The organism is Oceaniglobus ichthyenteri, from assembly GCF_003057885.1.
In the GTDB taxonomy this organism is placed as follows: Bacteria; Pseudomonadota; Alphaproteobacteria; order Rhodobacterales; family Rhodobacteraceae; genus Oceaniglobus; species Oceaniglobus ichthyenteri.
Genome location: NZ_QAGK01000004.1, coordinates 198,421 through 221,504 on the forward strand (window position 1 = coordinate 198,421; position 23,084 = coordinate 221,504).

Below are 23,084 nucleotides of genomic sequence, written 5' to 3' on the forward strand. Positions count from 1 at the left end.
CAACTTTGGCTCTTGATCTTGATTGCGCCTGAGTGCGTTGAAACGGCGTCAGCAGGCTCCGGCATGTGATCAGTTGGTTGACGTATTGTTGACGTGGATTGCGACGATCATAATCGCAGTAATCGCTTCCGAACAAGCCCAAGAACCGCAGAGCGCCTTCCAAAGTGCACGGCTAAACAAGGCCTGCCAGTCGTGAGTACGTTCGCTGGCCAAAGGGCACTCTTTCATCGCGGTGGCGCGCCTTGCGGAATAATCCCATCCATTTTTTCGCCGGTTTATTCCTGAATTCCGGCGCGCTGGGCGTGGTTGAACTTGATAGAGGCGCGAATCTACGCCTGATAGCAACTTCAACAAGGGAGTTCAGATGCCTACAAAATTGAAAATAAACGAGAAACTAGTTCGCAGCGCAACGCCAAAAGCGGGGCGCGACTACCAGATATTCGACAGCGATATCGCAGGCTTCGCGATCAGGATCTATCGTTCTGGCAGTCGCGCGTTCACTATGGACTACCGCATCAACGGGCGGCAGCGCCGATACCGGATTGGGCCGTGGCCGGAATGGACAGTTGCCGCGGCTCGTGAACGCGCCAAAGAGCTGCGCCGCCAGATTGATGCAGATATAGACCCCCACTGTGCACGGGATCAGCAGCGCACGGCACCCACGGTGAGCGACATGGTCGATCGTTACATCGAAGAGCACTTGCCACGCTTGGCGCCACGCTCACAGGCGGACCAGATCTCGATGATGCGCAAAATGGTCGAACCGGCCTGGGGAACGCGGCTGGTCACAGAGATTTCCAAGCGCGATGTCGCGCTTCTACTCGATGAGGTGGCCAAGGGCCGGGCGCGGCCTCACAAGAAAAAACCAAACAATCGGGCGCGCAAGCTGCAGGGTGCGAAGCCCACACCGATCCGCGCCAATCGCCTGGGGCAAGCCCTGCGCAAGATGTTCAACCTTTCGATCGAATGGGAATGGCGTAGCGATAATCCGGCGCAAAAATTCCATCAGCGCACAGAAAACAGCCGAGAGCGCTTTCTGTGCTTTGAGGAGATAGAACGCCTTGCGGCAGCCCTGGATATTGCCGAGGATCAACGGGGCGCTGCGATCATTCGCATGTGCATGTTAACAGGCGCACGCGTCGGTGAGGTGCGCACAGCGCGGTTTGAGGATTTTAACCTCGAGTTTGGCAGTTGGTCGAAGCCCGCGGCAACCACCAAGCAGCGCAAAATTCACCGCATCCCGATTTCTAACGACGCAGCCAAGTTGGTCCGGCAACAGCGCCTGATCGTTCCAAAAGGTAGCCCATGGCTATTTCCCGGAGACACACCGGGCCAGCCGGTGCAGGAAATCCGCCGTTTCTGGATCAGGATGCAAAGGGCCGCGCAAATCGAGGGCGTCCGCATCCACGACCTGCGCCACACGTTTGCCTCGCTCCTCGTGAGCGGTGGGGCGTCGCTGGAAATGATTGGTCGACTACTTGGGCACACGCAGATGACCACCACGCAGCGCTATGCCCATCTGATGGACACCCCACTGAGAGAAGGCGTCAATGCGGTGGCAAGTATCTTTAGCGCGCGCCCAAAACTTGTGCATTCAAGCGATAAGACGCCGAGGACTGCGTGATCGCAGCCCTCGGTTCGATTTTTCAGAGCCGGTCCTGCAGCCGCCACCAAATCGGGGCGTAGCGCTTCCGAACCGTACTGACCTCCGGCACCATGCCATCAGCGCTGTTCTCGGTGAACCAATCGAGGATCAGCTTCAAGAAGTCGTCCTGCTTGTCTGGCAACCCGTTTTCGGAAATATCGATCATTACATCCACCAGCATGGTTTCCCATTCGTATGCTGCAGGGCGCCCCTGGCCAGAATTCCCACCGGTCTTTTTCCGTGTGGATCGCGTGCCGATGCCCAGTAAGTCATTGACCTGCTCAAAATCGCTGACTTCTCCAGCGTCTAGCATCAGATCACGCAGCTGGACCTCGATTCCGCCTACGGGGTCCGTCACATACACGGGGTCCAACGCACCCGTCGGCAGGATGCGAATGACCGCACAAGACAAGTGTATTGGATGGTCCGGGTGAAACAGGCGCGCAACGTCCTCAGCCCGCACGCGGACAATCCCACTCGCGCGCTCAATCCCGCATTGCACGGGTGCGATCGGGACCATGATGTTCAGCCGCCCGGCGAGCGCCCAGCCCGTAATCTCGGGTAGGCTGCGCCCCCAGCGAATTGGCAACTCGGTCAAATAGAAAAATGCCCTCGAAATCTTTGGCATGTCAGTTTCCTCTTTCTCCGCAGCGCCGGTGCGCTCGGCAATTCCGGCCACTGCAGTATCAGCGTGCCGGATCGCAGAATGCGGCTCCGGCCCGAAGCCGGAAGCAGTCGAGCACAGCGGCACGGCCCTGCGGCCAGTGACCCTTTGGGAAGTGCGTGAAGTCCCGAATGGTATTTTCCGGATCGGACCTCAACCATCTGTTCTCGCGCGAGAAAATCACGGCTGACGTTCGCCCTGTCGCTGGCGGTCACACAAAAGAGCGGCAAAATCCAAACCAATGTGCAGAACGCGCCGAGCGCAATACTCGACGGTGAACAGCAAGGATATACGCCTCCGGCAACATAAGGCCCGGGCCGACCTATCGGATCAAACGGTGACCGGGGATTGATTCTGCCTACTCAGGCAATATGAGCGGTCACTGCAGCACCCGGAAAGCTGTGTAAGTCATTGACTTTCAATAACCGGAATAAATCCCGGCGTAGTTATTCCGGCTTATTCCTAAATTCCGGTGGGGCGCGTCTGCTTTCTTTGCGGCGTCCGGGGGCTGTCCTCGGATGTTGCAAGGAGATGCACATGTCTGACCTCGAATTGGACAGCTCAATGGGCGGTGTTGGCACCCGGCCCATGCTGTCGGAATGGATGACCCGCGCGGAACTCGCCGCTGAACTGGACCTGACCTCAGAAACGCTTTGCCGCTGGACCGCCCGCCGCATTGGTCCTGCGCCGACCCAGGTCGGGCGCAAGGTGCTCTACCGACGCGAGACCGTGCGCGCCTGGCTTCTGGCGCAGGAACAGGATCGCAATGCCTCCTCCCGGTGCGCAGGAAAAAACCCTCGGGGGCGGCGATGAGCGTGCCCCTCCCCTTTAGCAAGCGCAGCCAGTGCGCTGAACGCGATAAAGCCCGCCAGGACTGGATCGACGAGCGTCGGCGCGAAGCTCGCATCGTTGTGGCCGATGTTGTGCACCATTCCGACCACATGCTGCGCATGGCGTGCAAAGTGCTGGTGCAGCACGGCGAGACGCCTGAGGAGCGCGAGGACGCGCGCATACTGCTCGTGATCGTTGATGCCAAAGCGCCAGGTCGTGACCAACGCCACCGGCCAGAACCGGAGGGCCGCTCATGAAGCGGCGCGGAACACCCGAGGCAGATCTGCAGCGCGCTGTCGTCGTGGCGCTGCGCTTTGCGCTGCCCAAAGGCGCGATCATCCATCACTGCGCCAATGAGGTGACCGAAGCCGGTCCGCGCGGTGCCAAGCGCCAGGCGATCCTGGTCGGCATGGGCGTCCATCCCGGCTTTGCCGATCTGGTGATACTGTGTGACGGGCGCGTGCTGTTTTTGGAGCTGAAATCGCTCAAGGGCAAGCTCAGCCCCGCGCAGGAGGTGTTTCGCGACGCTGTTCTGGCTCAGGGCTTCGGATGGGCCTTGATCCGCTCGCTCGATGATGCGTTGGGCGCGCTGGCTGATCATGGGTTCACTTCGCGCATCGCTGCCCCTGTTGGGAGGGCAGCACCATGAGCCACAAGGCAACCAACTGGGCCATCCAGCAGCGCGGGCTCAAGCCTGCAACAAAGATCGTGCTGTGGTTCCTGTGCGACCGGCACAACCCGGATTTCGGCTGTTTCCCAACGCAGGCCCGGCTTGCCGAGGATGCCGAAATGTCAGTCTCGGCGCTGAACGCGCACCTGGCCAAACTGGAAGAGTTGCGTTTGATCCACCGCGTGCGCAGTCATGATCCACGCACCCACAAGCGTCAGGCGACACGCTACATCTTGGGGTTTGAAGAGGGCTTTCCACAAGAGCCAACTCCGGAAACCGTAGATGGAAAGGATGGAACAGAGGAAGAACAACATACTAACCCAATTCCTGATTCCGGACATGGAGCCATCTCCGGATTTTCGGCAAAGCCATCTCCTGATTTTGCCCAAAGCCATCTCCGAAATCCGGAGACTAACCTTGTAAGAGAACCTTTAAGGAAACCTGTAAAGGAGGAGGAGGACGCGCAGGCGCGAGAGCCAGGTTTTGAAATGTTCTTTGCCGAACTGCTCGGGGCGCTGGGCTTTGCGGCAGCTGCCAGCCTTCCAGCCTGGTGGCAGGGTGAGCCTGCGCGGCTGCACGCTCGCCGCTGGAGCGAGGACCTCGGGCTTTCCGAGGATCGGATCATCCAGATCGCTGCTGAGACCCGGCAGGATCATCCGAGGCCGCCAGATGGGCCCAAGGCGCTGGATCGGTTCATGGAGCGTGCAGCCCAGCGCGACGCCCAGACGACGGCAACGGGCCGGACGCAGAAAGCCAAGCGCAGCCGCAAGATCCAAGGAAAGGCACCGCCCAACCCGGATGAGCTGGCGGCGTTTTATGCGGCCAAGGTCAACTCCGACGAATATTTGCCCGCCAGCATGATCAGCAATGCCATGTGCAAAGCAATGCTTGCCCGCAAGCTTGTGACCACCGAGCGGCTGCGCGCCCGAGGCGTGCTATGAGCAGGTTTGATCACAGGCTCCATGGGCAGACAAGCGGTCGCTCTCCCGGAACAGGAAAGCAATCGCATTCCAAGCAGGGCCGCCCCATGCGTATGATGAGCGTGCAGCAGGCACTGGAATGGGCCTTCGGCAAAGAACAGGCGCAACTAGAGCTTCCGGAGCGCCCTGATCCCGATCTCGGGCAAGGCCACGGCTTTGGTCTCGAATACGTGCTGATGCAACGCGCAGCGCTGGGCTGCAAAGTGGACGGCGGACAGCACAAGATCGGCAGCTACACCCACGAGGATGCTGAGGTGATAGCTGCCACGGTTGCTGGCATGCCCGACCACCTCGGCGGCAAGCGCATGGCCATTCGTGTGGCAGAGCTCGCGCGCGCTGGGCTGACCCCGGACTGGATGCCAGGCGCTGTGCCGCGTTGCGTTCCGGTCGACATCAAACGTAACCGCCATGGTGATCGCGCTGTCAGCGTAGTTGTCGGCACCGAGCGCGTTCTAATCAAAGGGAAGTGGCGGACGATCGACGTTCGGGCCTGTCCGGTGACATGGCGGCCGTATCCGGAACAGATCGCGTCCGCTCGGCGCGGCTATGAGGATTGGTGGGCAGCGCTGGATTGGGTGCGCGATGGGCTGCTAGCAGGCGGGATGTTGCGGGAGGTTCAGGTGACTGAAAGGATGCCAAAAGACCTGCCTTGGGTATGATACCGATCAGGAATGTTAGCTGACAGCTGATTGCGCGTAATTGACTTCGAACGATGAGGTGTATAAACATGACGTATAAACATCCCAATGAAACAACACACACGAAATGAGAGCGTCATGGTTACCACGACCAACAAGATCAAGAAGATCGGAAACGGCCATTTCATACCGCTGTCCAGCGTGACGATGGATGCATTGCAACTTCGAGCAGGGCAACAAGTCACGCTCTCTACAGATCACGGCACTTTGGTCGTGCGCACGGTCGACGATGATTACGCCAAAACGCGCGAAGCTGCTTCGAAAGTAACCCAAAGGTACAGGCGCACCCTCATCAAGCTTGGTCGTGAAGGCGAAGTTGCGTGATAGCTGAAAGCAACGGGTACAGCTGGCCAAACGCCGACGCGATCCTCGATGAAACCTCAGCTTTTATGGAATCGATGGGGCATCGCATGGTCTTGAATGACCGCGACGCCTTCGAAGCGGGACTTGAAAGGGCGAAATCAGCAGCGGAATACCAACCAGAGGCAAACGTAGCACACTTAGCGGCGTTGATGTTCGATGGTATCGCTACGCGGCATGCACTCATGGATGGGAATAAACGTGCTGGCGCGATTGCCGCGCTCACATTTATCGGAATGAATGGTTTATTTCTCGACGTTTCAGAAAACGAGCTGGAAGCTAAGTTGCGAGCGCGTGTCGCTGATCAGTTAAGCGTTGGCGATTTGGCAGCCTACTTCCACGTCAACACTTACCCTGATGTTGAGTGACCACAGCAACATTCTGCCGCGCAAAGCTAATCTCCGCTGCGAATATGGACTCATCGACTGCATCCAGCACGTTGCACATTGACTATCTCACAGCTTGACCTGTACAGAATATTGTGCATAAATGGGCGGCTAACTAGGAGCTAAATATGGATGTCATGACTTATACTGATGCGCGCGCTTCGTTTAAAGACGTAATGGACCGTGTAATCCACGACCACGTCGAGGTTGTGGTGACGCGCAAAAACCGCGAGGCGATTGTGATGATATCGCTTGATGAGTACAACTCCATTCAAGAAACACTACACCTTCAGAAAAGCCCCAAGAACGTACAACGCCTGCATTCGTCGATCGCCCAGCTCACTGCTGGCCAAGGCAGAGAACGTGAAATCGATCTTTGAAACTCGTGTTTTCAGATAACGCATGGGAAGACTATCTCTGGTGGCAGTCTTCAGGCAACGAGAAGGGCCTGGCTCGTCTCAACGAACTCATCAAGACGGCTCGGAGGATGCCTTTTAGCGGGATCGGAAAACCTGAACCTCTCAAAGGCGATCTCAGTGGATGGTGGTCGCGACGGATTACGGATGAACACCGTTTCGTATACCGTGTTAGCGGTAAAGGAGAAGCTCAGAGTCTGGAAATCGCCCAGCTTAGGTATCATTACTGATCATGGACTCCGTTAGTTTTGGACGGGCTTAAACCAGTAAAGGAAGAGGACGCGCAGAGGTCTAAGTAAATCAGGAAGAAACACATGGAACTCCGTGCCATTCGAACCAATGAAGATCTGGATTGGGCGCTTGCAGACATCGAGCAATACTTCGATGCTCCGCCCGCACCCGGGACAGCAGAGGCCGACCGCTTCGATATTCTGACCGACCTCATCGAAGCCTATGAAAACCGCGAATACCCAATCGAAGCGCTTGATCCTATCGAGACGTTGAAAGTGTTCATGGACATCAAGAAGAAGAAGCAGAGCGATCTGGCAGAGCTGGTTGGCGGCAAACCCCGGGCGTCTGAAATCATGAACCGCAAGCGCCCGCTGACACTGCGAATGATCCAAAAGATCAACAGCAGCTGGAAAATCCCGGCAGCGTCTTTGATCGTGCCCTATCACCTCGAAGCCAACAGCGAGGGGGCCTGACCCCCCTCCCATGGTTCCTCCCCGGCGCTATTCGTATACGGGGGGGCTTAGCGCGCCATTTCGCTAGCGCGTGGCTTTTTCACCGGGGAATCCACTTGGAAGCCACCTTGGCCAGCAGCGGGATTAAAATGATTAGATTACAGATGTTTGGGAGTATAAAGCTGGCTCTCAAGCTGGATTCTTGAGTGGTTTAGTCAAGAATCCAGCTTGGCCAAAATCCAACCAGTTTGGCCAGCTTGGGAAGCCACCCCAGTGGCAGCACGTTTTAGGCTTTGCAGAACCCGCTGATTCAAAACAAAAATCAGATTGACTTTTCTAGCCCCCTTGACGTACCCCTTGATCATCGAAGAGTTGCGCCCGGAGGATATACCTCGCGGGCGTTTTTGTTTTCCCCACATCGCGGATCCGATTGTGTTGCTGGCTATGTTGCCCGCGCGCATCGGAATGTCCGCTCTGCCTCAAACGAGAACCGCCCCATGGACCTTGTCTTCGCGCCAAGCGAGATCGAGACGTGGCCGATTGATCGGCTGCGGCCCTACGCCCACAACGCCAAAATCCACGGCGACGATCAGGTGGCCAAGATCGCCGCAAGCATGGCGAAGTTCGGCTGGACCGTACCCTGCATGGTGGCTGACGATGGTGAGTTGATTGCGGGCCACGGCCGGATACTAGCTGCCACGATGCTGGGGCTGACAGACGTGCCGGTGATCCGGCTTGGGCATCTTGACGAAGCGGAACGCCGCGCCTACCGCATCGCCGACAACAAATTAACCGAGATGGGGGAATGGGACGAGGCCATCCTGCGCGACGAGATTGCAGGGCTGCTGGCTGAGGATTTCGACCTGTCGCTGCTCGGGATTACTGACGAAGATCTGGATGCGCTGCTGCGCGATCCAGATGCGCTGGGCGGCGACGGGCCAGTTGAGGGCGAAGACGACATTCCCGAACCACCGGTCACGCCGGTATCGGTGGCGGGCGATCTGTGGAAGCTCGGGTCGCACCGCTTGATCTGCGGCGACAGCACCGCAGCCGATGTGGTTGGGAGGCTATTGGGTGATGTGCAACCGCTGCTGATGGTCACCGATCCGCCCTATGGCGTGGAATACGATCCCGGATGGCGCAACCAGGCGGGTGCAGCCAAGACCAAGCGCACTGGCAAGGTGCTGAATGATGACCGCGCCGACTGGCGCGAGGCATGGGCGCTGTTCCCTGGTGAAGTCGCCTATGTTTGGCACGGTGCACTACATGCGGGAGAGGTGGCCGAGAGCTTGCTGGCGTCGGGCTTCAACATCCGGTCTCAAATCATCTGGGCCAAGGACCGGCTGGTGCTGAGTCGGGGCGATTATCATTGGCAGCATGAACCTTGCTGGTATGCGGTGAAGAAGACCGGCAAGGGCCACTGGGCGGGCGATCGCAAACAGACGACGCTCTGGCAGATCCCAAACAAGGATCAGGATGCGGACACGGTGCACGGCACCCAAAAGCCGGTGGAATGCATGCGTCGACCGATCCTGAACAACTCAAGCCCCGGTCAGGCCGTGTTTGAACCCTTCATGGGGTCCGGCACCACGCTGATCGCCGCCGAGACCACCGGGCGGGTGTGTTACGGGATCGAGTTGAACCCGGCATATGTCGATGTGGCCATCGAGCGCTGGCAGGCCTTTACCGGCAAAGAGGCTGTTTTGTCAGAAAGTGGAGAGACCTTCAGGGCACTCAAGTCGCAACGGCTGACCGCGTGATGCAGTCCCGCCGTATGTCATTGATCGAGGCCATCACCAATGTCGCGCTTGGGTATGTGTTGGCTGTGTTCACGCAGATCATCGTGTTCCCGTGGTTCGGCTTGCACACGAACCTTGGTGACAACCTGGCGCTGGGCACGGTTTTCGTGGGGATATCCCTGCTGCGCAGCTACGCGCTGCGTAGGTTGTTCGCTCGCTTGAGGTAATGGCTGGGGTCAGGCCACATCAATTTTATACACGGTGCCCCGTTGATCAACCTTCTCGGAGATGATCGCCAGTCCAAGCTTCTTTTTCAACCCGCCCGAGATCATGCCTCTGGCGGAATGTGCAGCCCAGCCGGTCACCTCAACGATTTCGCTTATGGATGCGCCCTCTGGCCGCTGAATGAGCGCGATGATCTCCGCCTGCTTGGTGCCAGCGCGGATGGCAACAGACTTGGGCGTGGCAAAATTAGTTGGTGCAGCAGACGCGTCTTTCGGCTTCGGGGCCAGTTCTAGCTTCGCCTTGCGCAAATTGATCGTCGTGCTCGTCGCCACCGGCTCGATGCCGATCGTCGCAAGCCCGGCCTCTGTCGCAATTAGCGTAGTGCCGTGACCATCGCCGGTTTCGCGCCAAAGCGGCTCGCCGCGCCGAAGGTTGGCCTCGACCTCCTCGAGCCAGCCGCGTGTGATCATCGCGGTCACCGCCTTTTGTGCGGCCGCCCCATGCAACCCCTTGGGCAGCGGCATGGCCAGATTGTCAGGGCGCGCGGCCGCGCGGCTGAGGATGATGGTCTGGGTATCGGTGAGTTTAGGCATCTGGGCCTCCTGTCGTGATGGGGATGTCGGGGTTGGGGTCTGGGTCAGTCGGTCTCGACCATCGCGGCGGCGACTGCGAAGTGCTGCACCCAACCCGTCAGGTAGGGCAGCCCAGCGGGGATCCCGTCGCAGCGCTCGGTTTTGCGGCTGATACGCCAGTCCTGCCAGCGGCGGATCGCGGATGCGATCGCAGTCTCGGTATCGATGTTGCAGCCCGTCATGTTGCCGACAACATCGTCGGCGAAGTGGCGACCCATGCGGCTGTCGAGGAAATCGCGGATGCCGATCATCTCGTCCTCGCTGTCGGCACCGATGGCAGCAGCGATCAGGCGCGAGGCAAGCGTCCAGACGTCCGCGCTGCGGCGGTCGCGATGCGGGCAAACAGTCAGGGTCCGGAAGAACCCGTAGTCCTCGTTGCGGCTGGGCAGAATGGGGTGCGTTGTCATGGTGGTGGCTCCGTGGCCTTCGGACAGGCAGTTCAGGGAGGGATTGGTCATTGGGCCGCTCCTTCGGGGGCGTGGGCTTCGGGATCGAGTTCAATCCATCCCCCGTCCCGCCAGACGTAGAGGTGGCAGAGCTGGCAGGTCGGGCGCGGCAGGATCGGCGGCTCGCGGGGCGGATCAAAACAGTCCAGCGCGTCCGCGCGGACCTGCCGGATTTCTTTTGCCGCGAGGATGTCCTCGGGCGTCCACGGCGCCAGCGCGGGAAGCATGTGCAAGGGGTAGCCGTCAAAGTGGCAATAAATGTGAGCCCATTGATCCGGTCCGATCTCGATGGCGATCTGCGCGCGCGTGCTCATGACTGTCTCCTTGTTGCGGGGTTGGTGCGGGCTCAAATGAACCCGTGCTGTTTCAGGAGGAGGACGACATCGGCCAGCTCGATCGTCAGGCAGTCGATCCCGATCCGGCCCGCCATCTCGAAAACCTCAGCGTTCAGGCTGATGTCGTTTAAGTGGCCCTGCAGCGCGGGCACGGTCATGACCTGGGTGAAGCGGCTGCGGTCGATAAAGATACGTGTCGTATCGGAAGTGGTGGCGATGGCCATGTGCGTGTCCTTTCAGGAGTGGGGTGTGGGGGTTTAAGCGGCGCGGCGTCCGGCCTCGAAAGCCTCCTTGAGCGCCGCGCGGATGGACCAGACAGCGACATCGTGGAAGTCGAGGCGATCGCGGTTGCGGGTTTCCAGCGTCTCGATGCTGTGGAAATGCTTCGCTGCGATCTCCAGCAGCAGGGCTTCGCTGGGGGCTTTGGTCTTGGTGGTCATGGCGTCGTCTCCGGGGCTGGGTTGCATCGTTTTCCTGCACCCAGAGTCGCTCTATGTGGGAGTGTAATCAACTGAATAAGATATTTATTCTCATTTAGTTCCAATATGTTGAGGATATTCACAGCGCCATGGAAGGACTGTCTGAACGCGCCTATGCCGCCCATTCCGGCCTTTCGCGCGGGGCCGTGCAAAAGGCGCGCAAAACCGGGCGGTTAGTGCTGTTTTCAGATGGGTCGATCAACGCTGCCGCGTCGGATGCGCGACGAGGGGCCATGACGGATCCCGATCAGCAGATGCGGTCGCGAGGCGGGTCAAGCCCGGGCGAAAGTGCCGTCTCCGGCTCCGGCGACAGTACGTCCTATCTGAAGGCCCGCACCGCACTGACAGTCTATCAGGCGCAGGAAGCCGGACATTGCGTGGAACTGGCGCAGCCGGGGTTGCCACGCTTGGTGCCGCCGGGGTCGAAGTTGCGCAAGAGGCGCTGGCGGAAGCGCAGGGGGCGATCCTGCCCTTGGTGCCGCATCTCGACACCCTCCGCTGGGTGTTCATTGCGCTGGCGCTGGCGGGGATCGCTGTTGCGATCTGGGCGCGAATTGATGACTGGAAGCGGGGGACGCGGTGATGTGGAGCACAATTCTCGCTGGGTTCATCGTCCGGCCTTGGGCGCGCTGGGCAGCCGGGGTGGTCCTTGCCGCCCTCACCGTTGCGCTCTTCATTCTTAACCTTCGTCGGGCCGGTGAGCGCGCTGGGCGTGCCGCTGGGCGACTGGCAACATTGGAGCGCGACAATGTCGTACAACGCCAGATGCTGGACGAAGCCAGCCGCCGTCCTCGCAACCGCAATGATCTCATTGACAGGCTGCGCGACGGGGAGTTCTGAGCATCTGTCAACTTCTGTCTGTCCGCCGGTATTGGCGTACACTCTGGAAGAGCAGCGCCGTGTGGCTGATGAGGTCGACGCCCTGCCCGAAGGCAGTGTCATCGTCGGCTGGCTCGCGGATTATATGGTGCTGCGGGGGCAACTGCGCGTGTGCCAGTAAGATGTACATGCTTTGTACTGGGGCGTCACCGTCAAATCACAGATCACCGGGCGAGCCCCTTGAGATATGAGCCATAGTCGTTCTTTCCGAACTGTTCCGCACGGGCTCTCAGTTGGTCTTCGTCAATCCAGCCCATCTCAAAGGCGACCTCGTCGGGCGAGCCCACTTGCTGACCTTGGCGTTCAGTCAGGGTGCGGACGAAGTTTCCGGCGTCCAGAAGACTGGCGTGGGTGCCAGTATCCAGCCAGGCATAGCCGCGGCCCATTTTTTTGACCGATAGTGTGCCGTCGGCCAGATAGCTTTCAAGCAGGCTGGTGATCTCCAATTCACCGCGGGGCGATGGCCGCACCTCTTTGGCCCGTGCTGGTCCTGTGCCGTCAAGGAAATAAAGCCCGGTCACCGCGTAGTTCGATGGCGGCACGGTAGGTTTCTCGATGATCGACTGCACAGTGCCATCTTCGTCAAAATCCACCACGCCGTAGCGTTCCGGATCTGCAACGCGATAGCCAAAGACAGTGGCACCCGCCTGCGCCTGTCCGGCTTCTTGCAACAGGTCGGGCAGGCCGTGGCCAAAAAAGATGTTGTCGCCCAGCACCATCGCCGATGGCGCGCCATCAAGAAACTCTTCCCCAAGAATAAAAGCCTGCGCCAGTCCGTCAGGGCTGGGCTGCACCATAAAGCTCAGCGACACACCCCATTGGCTGCCGTCGCCCAGCGTCCGCTTGAACTGTTCCAGGTCATGCGGAGTGGTGATGATCAGGATCTCGCGAATGTCGGCCAGCATCAGCACCGTCAGCGGGTAATAGACCATGGGCTTGTCATAGATCGGCAAGAGCTGTTTCGACACGCCCATGGTAATGGGATAAAGCCGCGTGCCGGATCCACCTGCCAAGATAATGCCTTTGCGTGTCGTCATGGGGTAATACCTAACTCTGTCAATGTATTGGCTAAGCCCGCGCGCCAATCGGGGCGCGGGTTGGCGAAAACCTGTTCCGTTGTATGGCAGTCCAGCCGTGAATTCAGCGGCCGCGCGGCGGGTGTTGGATAATCGCGCGTGGCAATGGGGGTAACGCGAGTGCCACGCCCGGCCTGGGCAAAGATCGCGCGGGCAAACTCGCACCAGCTGACATCGGGCGCGCCGCTGAAATGATACGTTCCGGTCTTGGTAGGCGCATCGCACAGTTGCTGGGCAATAGATAGGCAGGCCGCGGCAATCGCGCGGGCGGGGGTTGGGCCGCCGATCTGATCATCTACCACGCTTAACTCATCGCGGCTGTCCGACAGGCGTAGCATGGTTTTGACGAAATTGCCGCCATGGGCGGAAAACACCCAAGAGGTGCGCAAAATTGCATGGACCCCGCCCGCGGCGCGAATGCCTGCCTCGCCCGCTAGCTTTGAGCGACCATAGGCGTTTTGTGGGTCGACGCTGTCATTAATCGCCCAAGTATGGGTGCCGCTACCGGCAAAGACATAATCGGTTGAGATATGCACCAGTGGAATGCCTAATGCCGCACAGGCCTGCGCCATGACGCTGGGGGCCTCGCCATTAATGAGGGTGGCCAGCGCCTCTTCCTCTTCGGCACGATCCACGGCGGTGTAGGCGGCAGCATTGATCACCGCGCGGGGCCGATAGGCGTTAATTGCTGCTGCACAAGCCGCAGGATCTGAAAGATCAACCTGATCACGCCCTAACGCCACAACATCGCCCAACCGTTGTAGTTCGGTCGCGACCTGCCCGCTGCGGCCAAAGACCAAAATAGCACTCATGAAGTGGCTTTCTCAGTGGTGCCCAGCCGTTGACCCACACCCGCACGGGCCAGCAATGGGCGCCACCAGTCCTCGTTCTCCAGATACCAGCGCACGGTGCGCTCCAGCCCCTCTTCGACGGTGACCGAGGGGCTCCAGCCAAGCTCACTGCGGATGCGCGAAGGATCAATCGCATAGCGTGCATCATGGCCGGGACGGTCGGTGACAAAGGTAATCAGATCACCGTAGTTGCCAGTCTCGCGCGGATGTAGCCGGTCGAGGATAGCGCAGATCGTTTGCACCAGTTGCAAGTTCGTGCGTTCGTTCTCGCCGCCAATATTATAGCTGCGCCCGGTCTGGCCTTGTTGCGCCACCAAAAGCAGCGCATCGGCGTGATCCTCGACATAAAGCCAATCGCGGATGTTGCTGCCGTCGCCGTAAATCGGCAGTGCCTCTCCTGCCAGCGCGTTCAGAATGACCACCGGGATCAGTTTTTCAGGGAAGTGATACGGGCCGTAATTGTTCGAACAATTGCTAAGGACCACAGGCAGGCCATAGGTTTCACCCCAGGCGCGCACGAGGTGATCCGAGCTGGCCTTGGAGGCCGAATAGGGGCTGCGCGGGTCATATGGTGTGGTTTCCGTGAACAGCATCGCCGGGTCGGCGGGGAGTGAGCCAAACACCTCGTCGGTCGAGATATGGTGAAAGCGAAAGCCCTCAGGTCGGCCATGCGCGATCCAATAGGTGCGGGCCGCTTCCAGCATGTTGAACGTGCCGGTGATATTCGTTTCGATGAAATCAGCAGGCCCATCGATCGAGCGATCGACATGGCTTTCGGCGGCCAAATGCATGACGATATCGGGCTGGTGGGTGCCAAAGACACGATCCAGCGCCGCGCGGTCGCGGATATCAGCCTGCTCGAAGGCATAAAGCGGGCTGTCTGCCACCGACGCCACATTAGACAGGCAGGCGGCATAGGTCAGCGCGTCAAGGTTCACTACACGATGGCCCCGTGCCACCGCCAGCCGCACCACCGCAGAGCCGATAAAGCCCGCACCTCCTGTCACAAGGATCTTCATCTGTTTCTATCCTTCCATGTGAAACGGGCTGTCAAGATCGGCCAAAATCGGTGCCGCGGCGTCTTTGTCGCTCAGGATCGCCTTGCCCTTCAGGGACCAGTCTATGCCGATGGCGGGGTCATCCCAGCGTAGCGCGCGCTCGGTTTCTGGTGCATAATAGTCCGAGCATTTGTAGATGATCTCACTATCGGGCAGCAGCGTGGCAAACCCATGAGCAAAGCCTGCAGGGATGAACAGCTGCGCACCATTCTCGGCGCTGAGTTCGTAGCCAACCCATTTGCCATATGTCGGGCTGTCCTTGCGGATATCGACGGCGACATCAAAGATCGCACCGCGCCCACAACGCACCAGCTTGGCCTGCGCTGCAGGCGGTGCTTGGAAATGCAGCCCCCGAACCGTGCCAATCTCGGCTGAAAGCGAGTGGTTGTCCTGCACGAAATTTTCATTGATCCCCAATTCAGCATAAACGCGCTGGCTGTAGGTCTCCGCAAAGAAGCCTCGATGATCACCGAAGCGATGGGGTTCGATCATAAATACCCCCGCCAGACTGGTCTTGTGAACTTGCACTACTCAATACCCTCTTCTGCTGTCGATGTTAGAAACCAAACGGATCACCGCCAGGGAAGCCAAACAACCAAGTTTGATATGGGATGTAGCATTGGTTGAAATGCCCGGACAGTTGCGACCAGACTGTGAAAACCAGCAACAGACCCAGATATGGCAGAGCCGCATGCATCGCCGCGTTGGCGCGAAATGGCAAAAAGGGAAGCCGCGCGAAGATCATGGCTTGGATCGGGATTAGATAGTAGCCAAACCTGTCGCCGATCACTGAGGAGACCGGGACGAGAAGTATCGCCAGTGCCATCCCGATCGCTCCGATGCTGGCCAGGCTATAATCCTGAGGCCATGTCCGCAGCCATTTTTTGCGTACGAACAGGAAGAAATACAGCGCTGAAAGTCCAAGGAGGCCGACGCGAAATACAGCGCCTGCTGCGTCAACCCCTGTCCCAACATAGCGACTGGTGGCAACGTCTGCGGCGTCGCCCGAGGCGAGAAAGAGCGCGCCTGGGACGGCAAGGAACGCGGCAAGCATCAAGCGGCTTCGAGTGTAGCGTCCGGCTGCAACTGGCAAGAGCAACATGAATATCAGCGCGCTCGAATGCAACCCGGCGGCCAGCACAACCCAGAACGCAAACCACAACGGGCGGCGATCGATGAAGGCCACGAAGGCGATACACAACAAACCAATCGCCGCGCCCTGGCGGATTCCGGACATCGGCAAGTTGATGATCAGAATTGGAAACAGAAGAACCAGAAAACCTAGTGGATCAGGCTGCCGTCGCGCCAGAACATGAACGCCGAGAAAGAAAATCGCGCTAGAGGCAATATTGGCAACGGGGTAAGGCAAACCCATGTCTCGTATCCACCCAAGGATCGCCCACCAGATTGGTTCTCGGATTTCTGTAACAGATGACCATTCAAAATTCGGAGCGCGCAGATACTGGTAATAATACCCAGACCAATCGCAGCCAACCTGATAGCGGAAGGCCGAGAACACAAAGAGGGTTGCCAGAACCATGAAATAAATCTGCCTGCGCAATCCTCCATTCCGCGCAAGCGCATAGCGCAAGAGGAACAGCAAATTGGTCAACCCGACATAGAGCATTACGCGCGCCGCCCCTCATCCGCGACACTGCGCAACATCTGTGCCACGCGTGGCCCCCAGACCTGTAGAGAATAGTGTTCTTCTACCTTCCTACGTCCTGCGGCTCCCATTCGGCGCCGCAATTCTCCGTCGGCCAGAAGCGTTTCGATTGCTGATCGCCACTCCGCATCGGTTTCGGCGAGAAACCCGTTCACGCCATCCTCGACGATATCTTTGTTAACCCCAACCGGCGACGCGACCACTGGCAGACCGCAAGCCATGTACTGGATCAGCTTGTAGCCGCATTTGCCCCGCGCCCAATCCGTGTCGGGTAGTGGCATGACGCCGATATCCATGCTCTGTATCAAAGAAACTTCAGTGTTTTCCGTCCAGGGGAGAATTTCTAGCGTTCCACTGGCTGTGGGCTGCATACCTGCTCCAACTGCGCGAAACAGCGCCCGGTGCTCTGCAAGGATCTGGTCCAGCACATAGTGAATGGGGTTGGCAAACGCCTGCCAAGTTTCAGGAGTGCCGATCCAGCCTACGCGCAGATCGTCCGTATTTCTAGCTTTTGGATCAACGGTGTATAAGTCAAGGTCTACAACCGTTGGCACCGTTGCTAACCTTGGCACTTCAAAGCGTTCGGCGTAATTCGCAATATATCTATTGCCCGCCATTACCAGGGCCGAGGCCGCCATTACCTGTCCTATTTTGTCACCAAGAATGCTGCGAACCGTCCCGCGTCGGTTTTTGTCATAACGATGAAAGACGGCGTCATCGTAATCACTTACAATAGGTACTCCTCTCGGAAGAAAGCAGCGTTCGATCGTCCATGGAACCCATGGCAAGGCTTCATACTCCAGCCAAATCAAATCAGGCTGGGGGTGCGTCCGCATCTGCCTGATGCGTTGGGAAACGTATCCTACTTTTGATCCTTTTGCTCCTTGCCCGGAATAAAGTGCATGCAAATAGGCTTCATCGAAAAAAGGAGCGACATGAACGTTAAAGCCTTCGCTCGTCAAAGCAGGCAGATATTGCATCGTTCGCAACCGGCTAGACGCACCCATGCGAGTGTAACGCGACAACAGCAGAATGTTCATGCGTGCGCCTGCGCCGCGTGCCACGCCTGGAACATCAAAATAGTCCAGAGCCGTGCTGACCAGTCCCAGTTTCCCGAAAGATGCTCAGACCATGTCTGGCGGATGATGTCGGGGTTGAACAGCCCGTCCTCAGCGAGGCGCTTGTGTGACAGCAGGTCTTCGGCCCAATCTCGCAATGGGCCGCGCAACCAAAGCCCGATCGGAATCGCAAAGCCCACCTTGGGGCGGTCAATGATCTCGCGTGGCACGTGCTGGTAAAGCACCTGCCGCAGTACCCATTTGCCTTGGCCGTTGCGAATTTTCATGCCCATCGGCAGTCGCATGGCGAGCGCGATAACTTCCGGGTCCAAGAAAGGCGAGCGCGTTTCCAAGCTGATCCCCATAGCGGCGCGGTCGACCTTGCAAAGAATATCGTCAGGCAGATAACTGCGCATGTCCTGCGCCATCATCCGCAGCGCCGGATCGCCAGCGCCGAATTCGGGCATCGGATCGTCAAGTTGGGAGGAGGGTTCGGTTACATCGCCCACGATCAACATTTCGGGCTCGATCCATGTGCTCGCCATATTGCGGTACAGATCATCAAGACTGTCTGTCAGGCGCAGCCTCTCGCCCAGTCGATGAACCTTGGTGCCTAAGTCAGAAATCCCCGCACCTCCAGTTCTGATCCGGTTATAAGCCGTCCCAACCTTGTTCCAGCCGTGCTCAGGTAACGCCTGGGCAGCCTGACCCACAAGCCGCCTAATCGGACGCGGGATTTGAGAGAGCTGTTGCCACAGACCGGGGCCGCGAATGTAGCGATTATAGCCGCCAAACAGCTCGTCACCACCATCTCCCGAAAGCGCGACAGTCACATGTTGGCGCGCAGCACGGCAGACAAGATGAGTAGGAATTTGCGATGAATCCGCAAATGGCTCATCGTAAAGCTGCGGCAGATCTGGGATCAACTCGCGCGCATCCGCATCTGTCACGCGTAATTTGGTGTGATCGGTGCCCAGATGCTGAGCTACGGCTGCCGCGTGGGGTGACTCGTCAAAAGCAGCTTCATCAAATCCTATGGTAAAGGTCTGCACAGGCCGTGCGCTTTGAGCCTGCATCAGCGAGACGATCGCGGAACTGTCCACACCGCCCGATAAGAAGGCACCAAGAGGCACGTCCGAGATCATCTGCCGCTGGACCGCTTTGCCCAGAACTTGGCCCAGCGTTGAAACAGCCTCGCTTTCGTCCTGAATTAGGTTGTATGCTCCTGCCTCAATCTCTGCGTTCAGGTCCCAATAGCGGCGGATGCTGAGACTGGCATGATGCTCACCTGGGCGGATTGGTTCCTTGGGTGCTTCGGCGGGAGGTGCACCGTCAACCGTGAGGATCGTGCCGGGTTCCAGCTTATATATACCTGGATGGATGCTGCGTGGGGCGGGCACATACATAAACCGCAGATATTGAGCCAATGCTTGGCGGCAAACTTCCCGCGAACAGTCGGGATGGGCGCGGAGCGCCTTGAGTTCAGACCCAAATACCAGATCTTTCCCTGCCCAACCCCAGTAAAGCGGTTTTTCACCCATCCGATCACGAGCAAGGCTGAGGCGTTGCTTGCTCCGGTCCCACAATGCGATCGCAAACATGCCGTGCACGCGGCACAGTGCGTCGTCGAGCCCCCAATGCTCAATTGCGGCCAGCAGGGTTTCGGTGTCGGATTGTCCACGCCATGGCGGAGCGGCATCTTCGATTTCAAGTACGTGACGCAAGTCGAGATGGTTGTAAATCTCGCCGTTGTAAGCCAGCACATAGCGCCCGCAATCCGAGTGCATTGGCTGCGCACCAGTGGCACTCAAATCGAGTATTGCAAGTCGCCTGTGGCCCAAGCCGATTTGGCCCTCGGACCAGACCCCTTCATCATCGGGACCACGATGGACAAGGAGGGCAGTCATCCTGGCCACCTGACCAATGATGTCATCCCTCGGTGAGGAGCGGAGAAGTCCTGTCAGGCCACACATCAGGCGTCTTTCATGTTGAGGATCGACGCATAAATTTCGCGGTACGCCTGGGTCCCTGTTTCGAGAGAAAATACAGCCTCGGCCGTGGCGCGGCATCGTGATGGCAAATCAGGATCCTTCATTAGGTTCTGGAGTGCATCGAATGCTGTTCCCATCTGCTGAACGCTAGCCCCCTCGACAATCACGCCGACATTGTTTTTGCGAACAATATCGGCCACGTCACCGACCCCTTCATTTGCCACTACAGGAAGGCCACATCCCAGAACCTCGGCCATTCGGGTCGGTGATCGTCCAAGCTCTGATATTTCGCCACCCGCATAGAACATCACGGAAAGATCGTGACCTCGCACGGCGTCTGGCATGTCCTTGGAAGGCCGCGGACCGATAATGAGCCTTCCCGCCAGTTCGTTTGTCGGGTCAAGTTCCGCGCGCACGCGTTGCGCGTCATCGCGCGTTACGATCTCGAACCGAGCGTCGGGATCGCGTGCTACCGCGACACGCATCCAGTTTGCCAACCAATCCGTGCGGAACCAGCCAGACAGGACTGTGCCAATGCAGCCATGCACGGTGGGGCCTGTCCGCGTTTCAGCCTTGGGCGTGAAGCGATCCAGATCGGCGCAGGTGGGAATCACGACAAGGCGCTGGTTGGCCAATTCCCTAGGATACACTGATTTTAGATGCTTCACCGCCGCATGGGTCAGGGATATCACCCCGGCTGACTTAACCAGACAGGCCCGCTCTGCCCCCGCAATGGCGCTATGGATCAATGACCCACGCCGCAACCGGCCAGCGGTAATCAGCTCTTCCGGCCAAAGGGCGCGCATGTCGAATAAAAATGGCACTCCAGTCATCCGGCTGACGACCAATGCGACTGCCGCTGGGATATAAGATCTGGCGTGAATCAACCTGATCCCCTCACGACGCACTTCGCGCCGGACCAGCCACATCATCCGCATCATGCCGAGTGCGGGGGAGATGATCTTTGGATGCGGTCGGAAGCGTTGCGGCAGCCAGCGGATCCCATGCGCAGCGCAGTCGGCATGGGCACGCGCTATTGCTGCAGTATCGGCCCAGTCTTCCGATTTTTCATATGTGATCAGTGTGATGGAATAATCCCGGGAAAGCCCGCGCACATAACCAAATACTTGACTTTGCCCGAGTGGTTCAAGCAGGCCGTTTCTGGTTAGATAGAGACTGGAGATCATGTCAAGCCTAACAATTCAAGATACTTTTGAGCCGCAATCTCAGGCGCAAATTCTTCCGCGCGGCAGATGAGAGCGTTTTGGTCAACTGGAGCTTCCAGCGCTTCCGTCATCGCCAAGGCTAGCGCTGACGCATTTCCTACCGGAACCAGACGACCGAACTGCCCTTTTTGAAGGATTTCGGCGGGACCAGATGGGCAATCAGTGGATACAACAGGTAGGCCAAAAGACAGTGCTTCGACAATCACGTTGCCGAAACCTTCGCGGTCGGACGAAAGAACGAATAAGTCAGCTGTGGCATAGAACGACGACGGGTCAGGATGAAAACCAGCAAATATTACCCGATCGCTTACTCCCAGTTCAACCGCAAGTGCCTGCAATTCAGCCAAATTATGACCCTGCCCAAGCACCATTAATTGCGCTTCGTGTAGGGGCAACGCGGCGAACGCGCGCAGAAGGAGGGGGTGGTTCTTTACAAGCTTTAGGTTACCGACGGTCAGGATGCGAGGCCCCTCCCCCCTCCAAATACTATTAGCCACTTTGACGTCCACGCTTTTGGGGGATATTGCCCGACGGATTGGATTGTATATCGTAACAATGCGATCTCTCTTTAGGCAGGCCACATTAGACATATCTAAACAAACACCCTGCGATACGCCCACACGGCAGTGTGCAAACCGATAACCAACAAATGTGGACAGACGCAGTATCAGGTTATGCAAAACACCCCAATCTCCATATTGCTTTGACAATATACCGTGCTCGGTCACCAAGATTCTTCCCCGATAACCAGACAAACGCGCAATAATCGGGACAACGGCAGTCAGCGGCCACATTGCCACAATCAGCGCCGCAGGTTGCCGCCGACGAAGGTAACGTGCCAAAGGAGAGGTAATGGAACGCGCGCGTGGGATTGCCAGATCAACGATGGTGAAGTTTTTCTGCGCCTCGGGCAAATAATCACCCACTCCTTGCATGAGTACCAATTCAACTTCGTGCCCAAGCCGTGCGAATTCATGGGCTATGTCCAGCATGACTCGCTCTGCGCCACCGCCGCGGAGGTCAGGAAGAATGATCGAAATAGTCATCTTTCTACAAGACCACTTCTAATTAAGGCTGATTTGAAATCAGATCGGCAGATCGCTACATCTGCCATGTCTGTCCTTTGAAACCATGAGGTAGTGGGCTCTCCCAGAATGAAATCATGGGTGTGCCCCATCGCCTCCGAAAGCCGCCAGTAGCATGCTTGATGCTTGAATGAGTTCCCAATTTTGCGGTAATCGCGCAAACCATTTCTTACAGGAAGTAGCTCAATCACTGTTCCACCAGGGGGCATGAAAACCATATTTGTAAGACCAGCGCCATGAATGCCGACAATAACTTTACAGGAAGACATAAGCTTAACTTGACTAGGAAAATCATAGTCTTCAAAATTAATTACCTCACCACCAAATCTTTTCACTAGCGAAATGATCTCATCTTCGTTGGCAATTTTGCGACCGCGTGACTTTGATCTTGAGACATATACAAAATCAGCTCCATCTGCGGTGTTTATTCCTAGACCTTTAAATACTTCCTTTCGCACTCGGCACATAAGGCTTGGGGAAGTCGTTCCAAATATTTTGGGGCAATCCGTAAGCACGATGCGATCGCATACTGCATTCTTATTGTCAGGGTAGGGCAACACCTCCTGAAAACCAACTGCTTCAAGTGTTGCTATATAGCGCCCATACACGTCCAGCGGAATAAGAGGCAATGCATCAGGAAAACGATCCCTTAAAATAATTGCGCGCGGAAGAGTTTCGGTTACCCAATGGTAATAACCACTCGCCCAACCACTGTGAATGATTGCTGGTGTTTTGCCAATAGGAGCTTCAACTTTCTCTGCTCCGCGCCGCATAAAAGAAAGGTAAGGGAGGAAAAGGTTCTTCATTAGAACAATAGGGTACCAATAACTTAACATCAAATTCAACTCAAAATTCGAGACTGAAAGCCCGAGTCTGACGAATGTGATTTTGCGGCTAATATATTTTGCGCTAGGAGTATACTCATTATAATCGAATTTTTCGAAAATTTTATTCCTAGAACTAAAACCGATTTGCTTAGAGTAAACTCTATGACTTTCACTCACT

At 57.6% G+C, this 23,084-nt stretch carries 31 protein-coding genes and 2 pseudogenes; 17 read left to right on the forward strand and 16 right to left on the reverse strand.

The genetic code is table 11. From position 1 onward, the window contains the following. Positions 1-364 precede the first annotated feature (364 nt). Positions 365-1,624, forward strand: a complete 1,260-nt coding sequence (locus C8265_RS08225) for a tyrosine-type recombinase/integrase (RefSeq protein WP_108483518.1) — start codon at positions 365-367, stop codon at positions 1,622-1,624. A gap of 22 nt (positions 1,625-1,646) precedes the next feature. Here C8265_RS08225 and C8265_RS08230 read toward each other — a convergent pair whose 3' ends face one another. Then, positions 1,647-2,324, reverse strand: coding sequence for a hypothetical protein (locus C8265_RS08230; RefSeq protein ID WP_108483519.1), 678 nt, complete (start codon positions 2,322-2,324; stop codon positions 1,647-1,649). Positions 2,325-2,846: 522 nt separating this feature from the next. On the opposite strand from C8265_RS08230, the gene C8265_RS08235 reads away from it, so the two are divergent. The 12 genes from C8265_RS08235 to C8265_RS08290 all read left to right on the forward strand — a co-directional run bounded on the left by C8265_RS08235 (position 2,847) and on the right by C8265_RS08290 (position 9,299). Then, positions 2,847-3,122: a helix-turn-helix transcriptional regulator gene (locus tag C8265_RS08235; protein WP_240611018.1), complete on the forward strand. Its 276-nt coding sequence runs from the start codon at positions 2,847-2,849 to the stop codon at positions 3,120-3,122. After that, entirely contained in the window at positions 3,119-3,397 is a 279-nt protein-coding gene (locus C8265_RS08240; protein ID WP_108483520.1) for a hypothetical protein, read from the forward strand. The genes C8265_RS08235 and C8265_RS08240 overlap by 4 nt, the downstream gene beginning before the upstream one ends. Beyond that, positions 3,394-3,789 carry a VRR-NUC domain-containing protein gene (locus C8265_RS08245; protein ID WP_108483521.1) on the forward strand — a complete coding sequence of 132 codons (396 nt, stop codon included), beginning with the start codon at positions 3,394-3,396 and terminating at the stop codon, positions 3,787-3,789. Before C8265_RS08240 ends, C8265_RS08245 begins: the two co-directional genes overlap by 4 nt. Continuing rightward, the gene (locus tag C8265_RS08250) at positions 3,786-4,751 is read left to right on the forward strand and encodes a helix-turn-helix domain-containing protein (RefSeq protein WP_108483522.1); all 966 of its coding nucleotides are present in this window, start codon (positions 3,786-3,788) and stop codon (positions 4,749-4,751) included. Before C8265_RS08245 ends, C8265_RS08250 begins: the two co-directional genes overlap by 4 nt. Before the next feature lie 86 nt (positions 4,752-4,837). Further along, positions 4,838-5,449, forward strand: a complete 612-nt coding sequence (locus tag C8265_RS08255) for a hypothetical protein (protein WP_108483523.1) — start codon at positions 4,838-4,840, stop codon at positions 5,447-5,449. A 117-nt stretch (positions 5,450-5,566) separates the two neighbouring features. Continuing rightward, positions 5,567-5,812: an AbrB/MazE/SpoVT family DNA-binding domain-containing protein gene (locus C8265_RS08260; protein WP_108483524.1), complete on the forward strand. Its 246-nt coding sequence runs from the start codon at positions 5,567-5,569 to the stop codon at positions 5,810-5,812. Then, positions 5,809-6,216 (forward strand): Fic family protein, encoded by a 408-nt coding sequence (locus C8265_RS08265; RefSeq protein ID WP_126623156.1) that lies wholly within the window; start codon positions 5,809-5,811, stop codon positions 6,214-6,216. Before C8265_RS08260 ends, C8265_RS08265 begins: the two co-directional genes overlap by 4 nt. A 146-nt stretch (positions 6,217-6,362) precedes the next feature. Beyond that, positions 6,363-6,614, forward strand: a complete 252-nt coding sequence (locus tag C8265_RS08270) for a type II toxin-antitoxin system Phd/YefM family antitoxin (protein WP_108483526.1) — start codon at positions 6,363-6,365, stop codon at positions 6,612-6,614. A gap of 5 nt (positions 6,615-6,619) precedes the next feature. Continuing rightward, positions 6,620-6,880 carry a Txe/YoeB family addiction module toxin gene (locus tag C8265_RS08275; protein ID WP_338065780.1) on the forward strand — a complete coding sequence of 87 codons (261 nt, stop codon included), beginning with the start codon at positions 6,620-6,622 and terminating at the stop codon, positions 6,878-6,880. A gap of 84 nt (positions 6,881-6,964) precedes the next feature. Further along, positions 6,965-7,354, forward strand: a complete 390-nt coding sequence (locus C8265_RS08280; RefSeq protein ID WP_108483528.1) for a helix-turn-helix domain-containing protein — start codon at positions 6,965-6,967, stop codon at positions 7,352-7,354. Between the two features lie 476 nt (positions 7,355-7,830). Then, complete coding sequence (locus C8265_RS08285) at positions 7,831-9,093, forward strand: site-specific DNA-methyltransferase (RefSeq protein WP_108483529.1); 1,263 nt, start codon at positions 7,831-7,833, stop codon at positions 9,091-9,093. Further along, entirely contained in the window at positions 9,093-9,299 is a 207-nt protein-coding gene (locus C8265_RS08290; protein WP_281501377.1) for a DUF7220 family protein, read from the forward strand. The genes C8265_RS08285 and C8265_RS08290 overlap by 1 nt, the downstream gene beginning before the upstream one ends. Positions 9,300-9,308: 9 nt before the next feature. On the opposite strand, the gene C8265_RS08295 is transcribed toward C8265_RS08290, so the two are convergent. The 5 genes from C8265_RS08295 to C8265_RS08315 are packed head-to-tail and all read right to left on the reverse strand — an operon-like array spanning position 9,309 to position 11,150. Continuing rightward, positions 9,309-9,890, reverse strand: a complete 582-nt coding sequence (locus tag C8265_RS08295) for a DUF3489 domain-containing protein (RefSeq protein WP_108483531.1) — start codon at positions 9,888-9,890, stop codon at positions 9,309-9,311. Between the two features lie 44 nt (positions 9,891-9,934). Further along, on the reverse strand, positions 9,935-10,387 hold the full coding sequence (locus C8265_RS08300) for a hypothetical protein (protein WP_240611020.1): 453 nt from the start codon (positions 10,385-10,387) through the stop codon (positions 9,935-9,937). Continuing rightward, entirely contained in the window at positions 10,384-10,689 is a 306-nt protein-coding gene (locus tag C8265_RS08305) for a hypothetical protein (protein ID WP_108483635.1), read from the reverse strand. Before C8265_RS08305 ends, C8265_RS08300 begins: the two co-directional genes overlap by 4 nt. A 32-nt stretch (positions 10,690-10,721) precedes the next feature. Then, positions 10,722-10,934, reverse strand: coding sequence for a hypothetical protein (locus tag C8265_RS08310; RefSeq protein ID WP_108483532.1), 213 nt, complete (start codon positions 10,932-10,934; stop codon positions 10,722-10,724). A 33-nt stretch (positions 10,935-10,967) separates the two neighbouring features. Continuing rightward, positions 10,968-11,150, reverse strand: coding sequence for a DUF6900 domain-containing protein (locus C8265_RS08315; protein WP_108483636.1), 183 nt, complete (start codon positions 11,148-11,150; stop codon positions 10,968-10,970). A 128-nt stretch (positions 11,151-11,278) separates the two neighbouring features. Here C8265_RS08315 and C8265_RS19735 point away from each other — a divergent pair. The 4 genes and pseudogenes from C8265_RS19735 to C8265_RS19955 all read left to right on the forward strand — a co-directional run. Then, positions 11,279-11,554, forward strand: a pseudogene (locus tag C8265_RS19735) (hypothetical protein); the annotation flags it as partial. Beyond that, positions 11,548-11,772 (forward strand): annotated as a pseudogene (locus C8265_RS08325) (YcbK family protein); the annotation flags it as partial. The pseudogenes C8265_RS19735 and C8265_RS08325, both read left to right, overlap by 7 nt. Next, a complete protein-coding gene (locus C8265_RS08330) occupies positions 11,772-12,029 on the forward strand; it encodes a hypothetical protein (RefSeq protein ID WP_108483533.1) in 258 nt (85 codons plus the stop codon). The pseudogene C8265_RS08325 and the gene C8265_RS08330, both read left to right, overlap by 1 nt. A gap of 31 nt (positions 12,030-12,060) precedes the next feature. After that, positions 12,061-12,189, forward strand: coding sequence for a hypothetical protein (locus C8265_RS19955; protein ID WP_338065778.1), 129 nt, complete (start codon positions 12,061-12,063; stop codon positions 12,187-12,189). A gap of 43 nt (positions 12,190-12,232) precedes the next feature. Here C8265_RS19955 and rfbA read toward each other — a convergent pair whose 3' ends face one another. Genes rfbA through C8265_RS08385 form a run of 10 tightly spaced genes read right to left on the reverse strand, consistent with a single transcriptional unit; the run spans position 12,233 to position 23,083 of the window. Next, positions 12,233-13,105 (reverse strand): glucose-1-phosphate thymidylyltransferase RfbA, encoded by an 873-nt coding sequence (rfbA, locus tag C8265_RS08340; RefSeq protein ID WP_108483535.1) that lies wholly within the window; start codon positions 13,103-13,105, stop codon positions 12,233-12,235. Next, positions 13,102-13,956 carry a dTDP-4-dehydrorhamnose reductase gene (rfbD, locus tag C8265_RS08345; RefSeq protein WP_108483536.1) on the reverse strand — a complete coding sequence of 285 codons (855 nt, stop codon included), beginning with the start codon at positions 13,954-13,956 and terminating at the stop codon, positions 13,102-13,104. Before rfbD ends, rfbA begins: the two co-directional genes overlap by 4 nt. Beyond that, positions 13,953-15,014: a dTDP-glucose 4,6-dehydratase gene (gene rfbB / locus C8265_RS08350; protein WP_108483537.1), complete on the reverse strand. Its 1,062-nt coding sequence runs from the start codon at positions 15,012-15,014 to the stop codon at positions 13,953-13,955. Before rfbB ends, rfbD begins: the two co-directional genes overlap by 4 nt. A gap of 6 nt (positions 15,015-15,020) precedes the next feature. After that, entirely contained in the window at positions 15,021-15,581 is a 561-nt protein-coding gene (rfbC, locus tag C8265_RS08355; RefSeq protein WP_164512300.1) for a dTDP-4-dehydrorhamnose 3,5-epimerase, read from the reverse strand. A 28-nt stretch (positions 15,582-15,609) separates the two neighbouring features. Further along, positions 15,610-16,680, reverse strand: a complete 1,071-nt coding sequence (locus tag C8265_RS08360) for an EpsG family protein (RefSeq protein ID WP_108483539.1) — start codon at positions 16,678-16,680, stop codon at positions 15,610-15,612. Further along, positions 16,680-17,759 carry a glycosyltransferase family 4 protein gene (locus C8265_RS08365; protein WP_108483540.1) on the reverse strand — a complete coding sequence of 360 codons (1,080 nt, stop codon included), beginning with the start codon at positions 17,757-17,759 and terminating at the stop codon, positions 16,680-16,682. Before C8265_RS08365 ends, C8265_RS08360 begins: the two co-directional genes overlap by 1 nt. After that, the gene (asnB, locus tag C8265_RS08370; protein ID WP_338065779.1) at positions 17,756-19,846 is read right to left on the reverse strand and encodes an asparagine synthase (glutamine-hydrolyzing); all 2,091 of its coding nucleotides are present in this window, start codon (positions 19,844-19,846) and stop codon (positions 17,756-17,758) included. The genes C8265_RS08365 and asnB overlap by 4 nt, the downstream gene beginning before the upstream one ends. Beyond that, positions 19,750-20,955, reverse strand: a complete 1,206-nt coding sequence (locus C8265_RS08375) for a glycosyltransferase (protein ID WP_108483542.1) — start codon at positions 20,953-20,955, stop codon at positions 19,750-19,752. The genes asnB and C8265_RS08375 overlap by 97 nt, the downstream gene beginning before the upstream one ends. Beyond that, positions 20,952-22,040, reverse strand: a complete 1,089-nt coding sequence (locus tag C8265_RS08380; RefSeq protein ID WP_108483543.1) for a glycosyltransferase — start codon at positions 22,038-22,040, stop codon at positions 20,952-20,954. Before C8265_RS08380 ends, C8265_RS08375 begins: the two co-directional genes overlap by 4 nt. Next, positions 22,037-23,083 carry a glycosyltransferase family 61 protein gene (locus C8265_RS08385; protein WP_108483544.1) on the reverse strand — a complete coding sequence of 349 codons (1,047 nt, stop codon included), beginning with the start codon at positions 23,081-23,083 and terminating at the stop codon, positions 22,037-22,039. The genes C8265_RS08380 and C8265_RS08385 overlap by 4 nt, the downstream gene beginning before the upstream one ends. Between the last annotated feature and the right edge of the window lies 1 nt (position 23,084).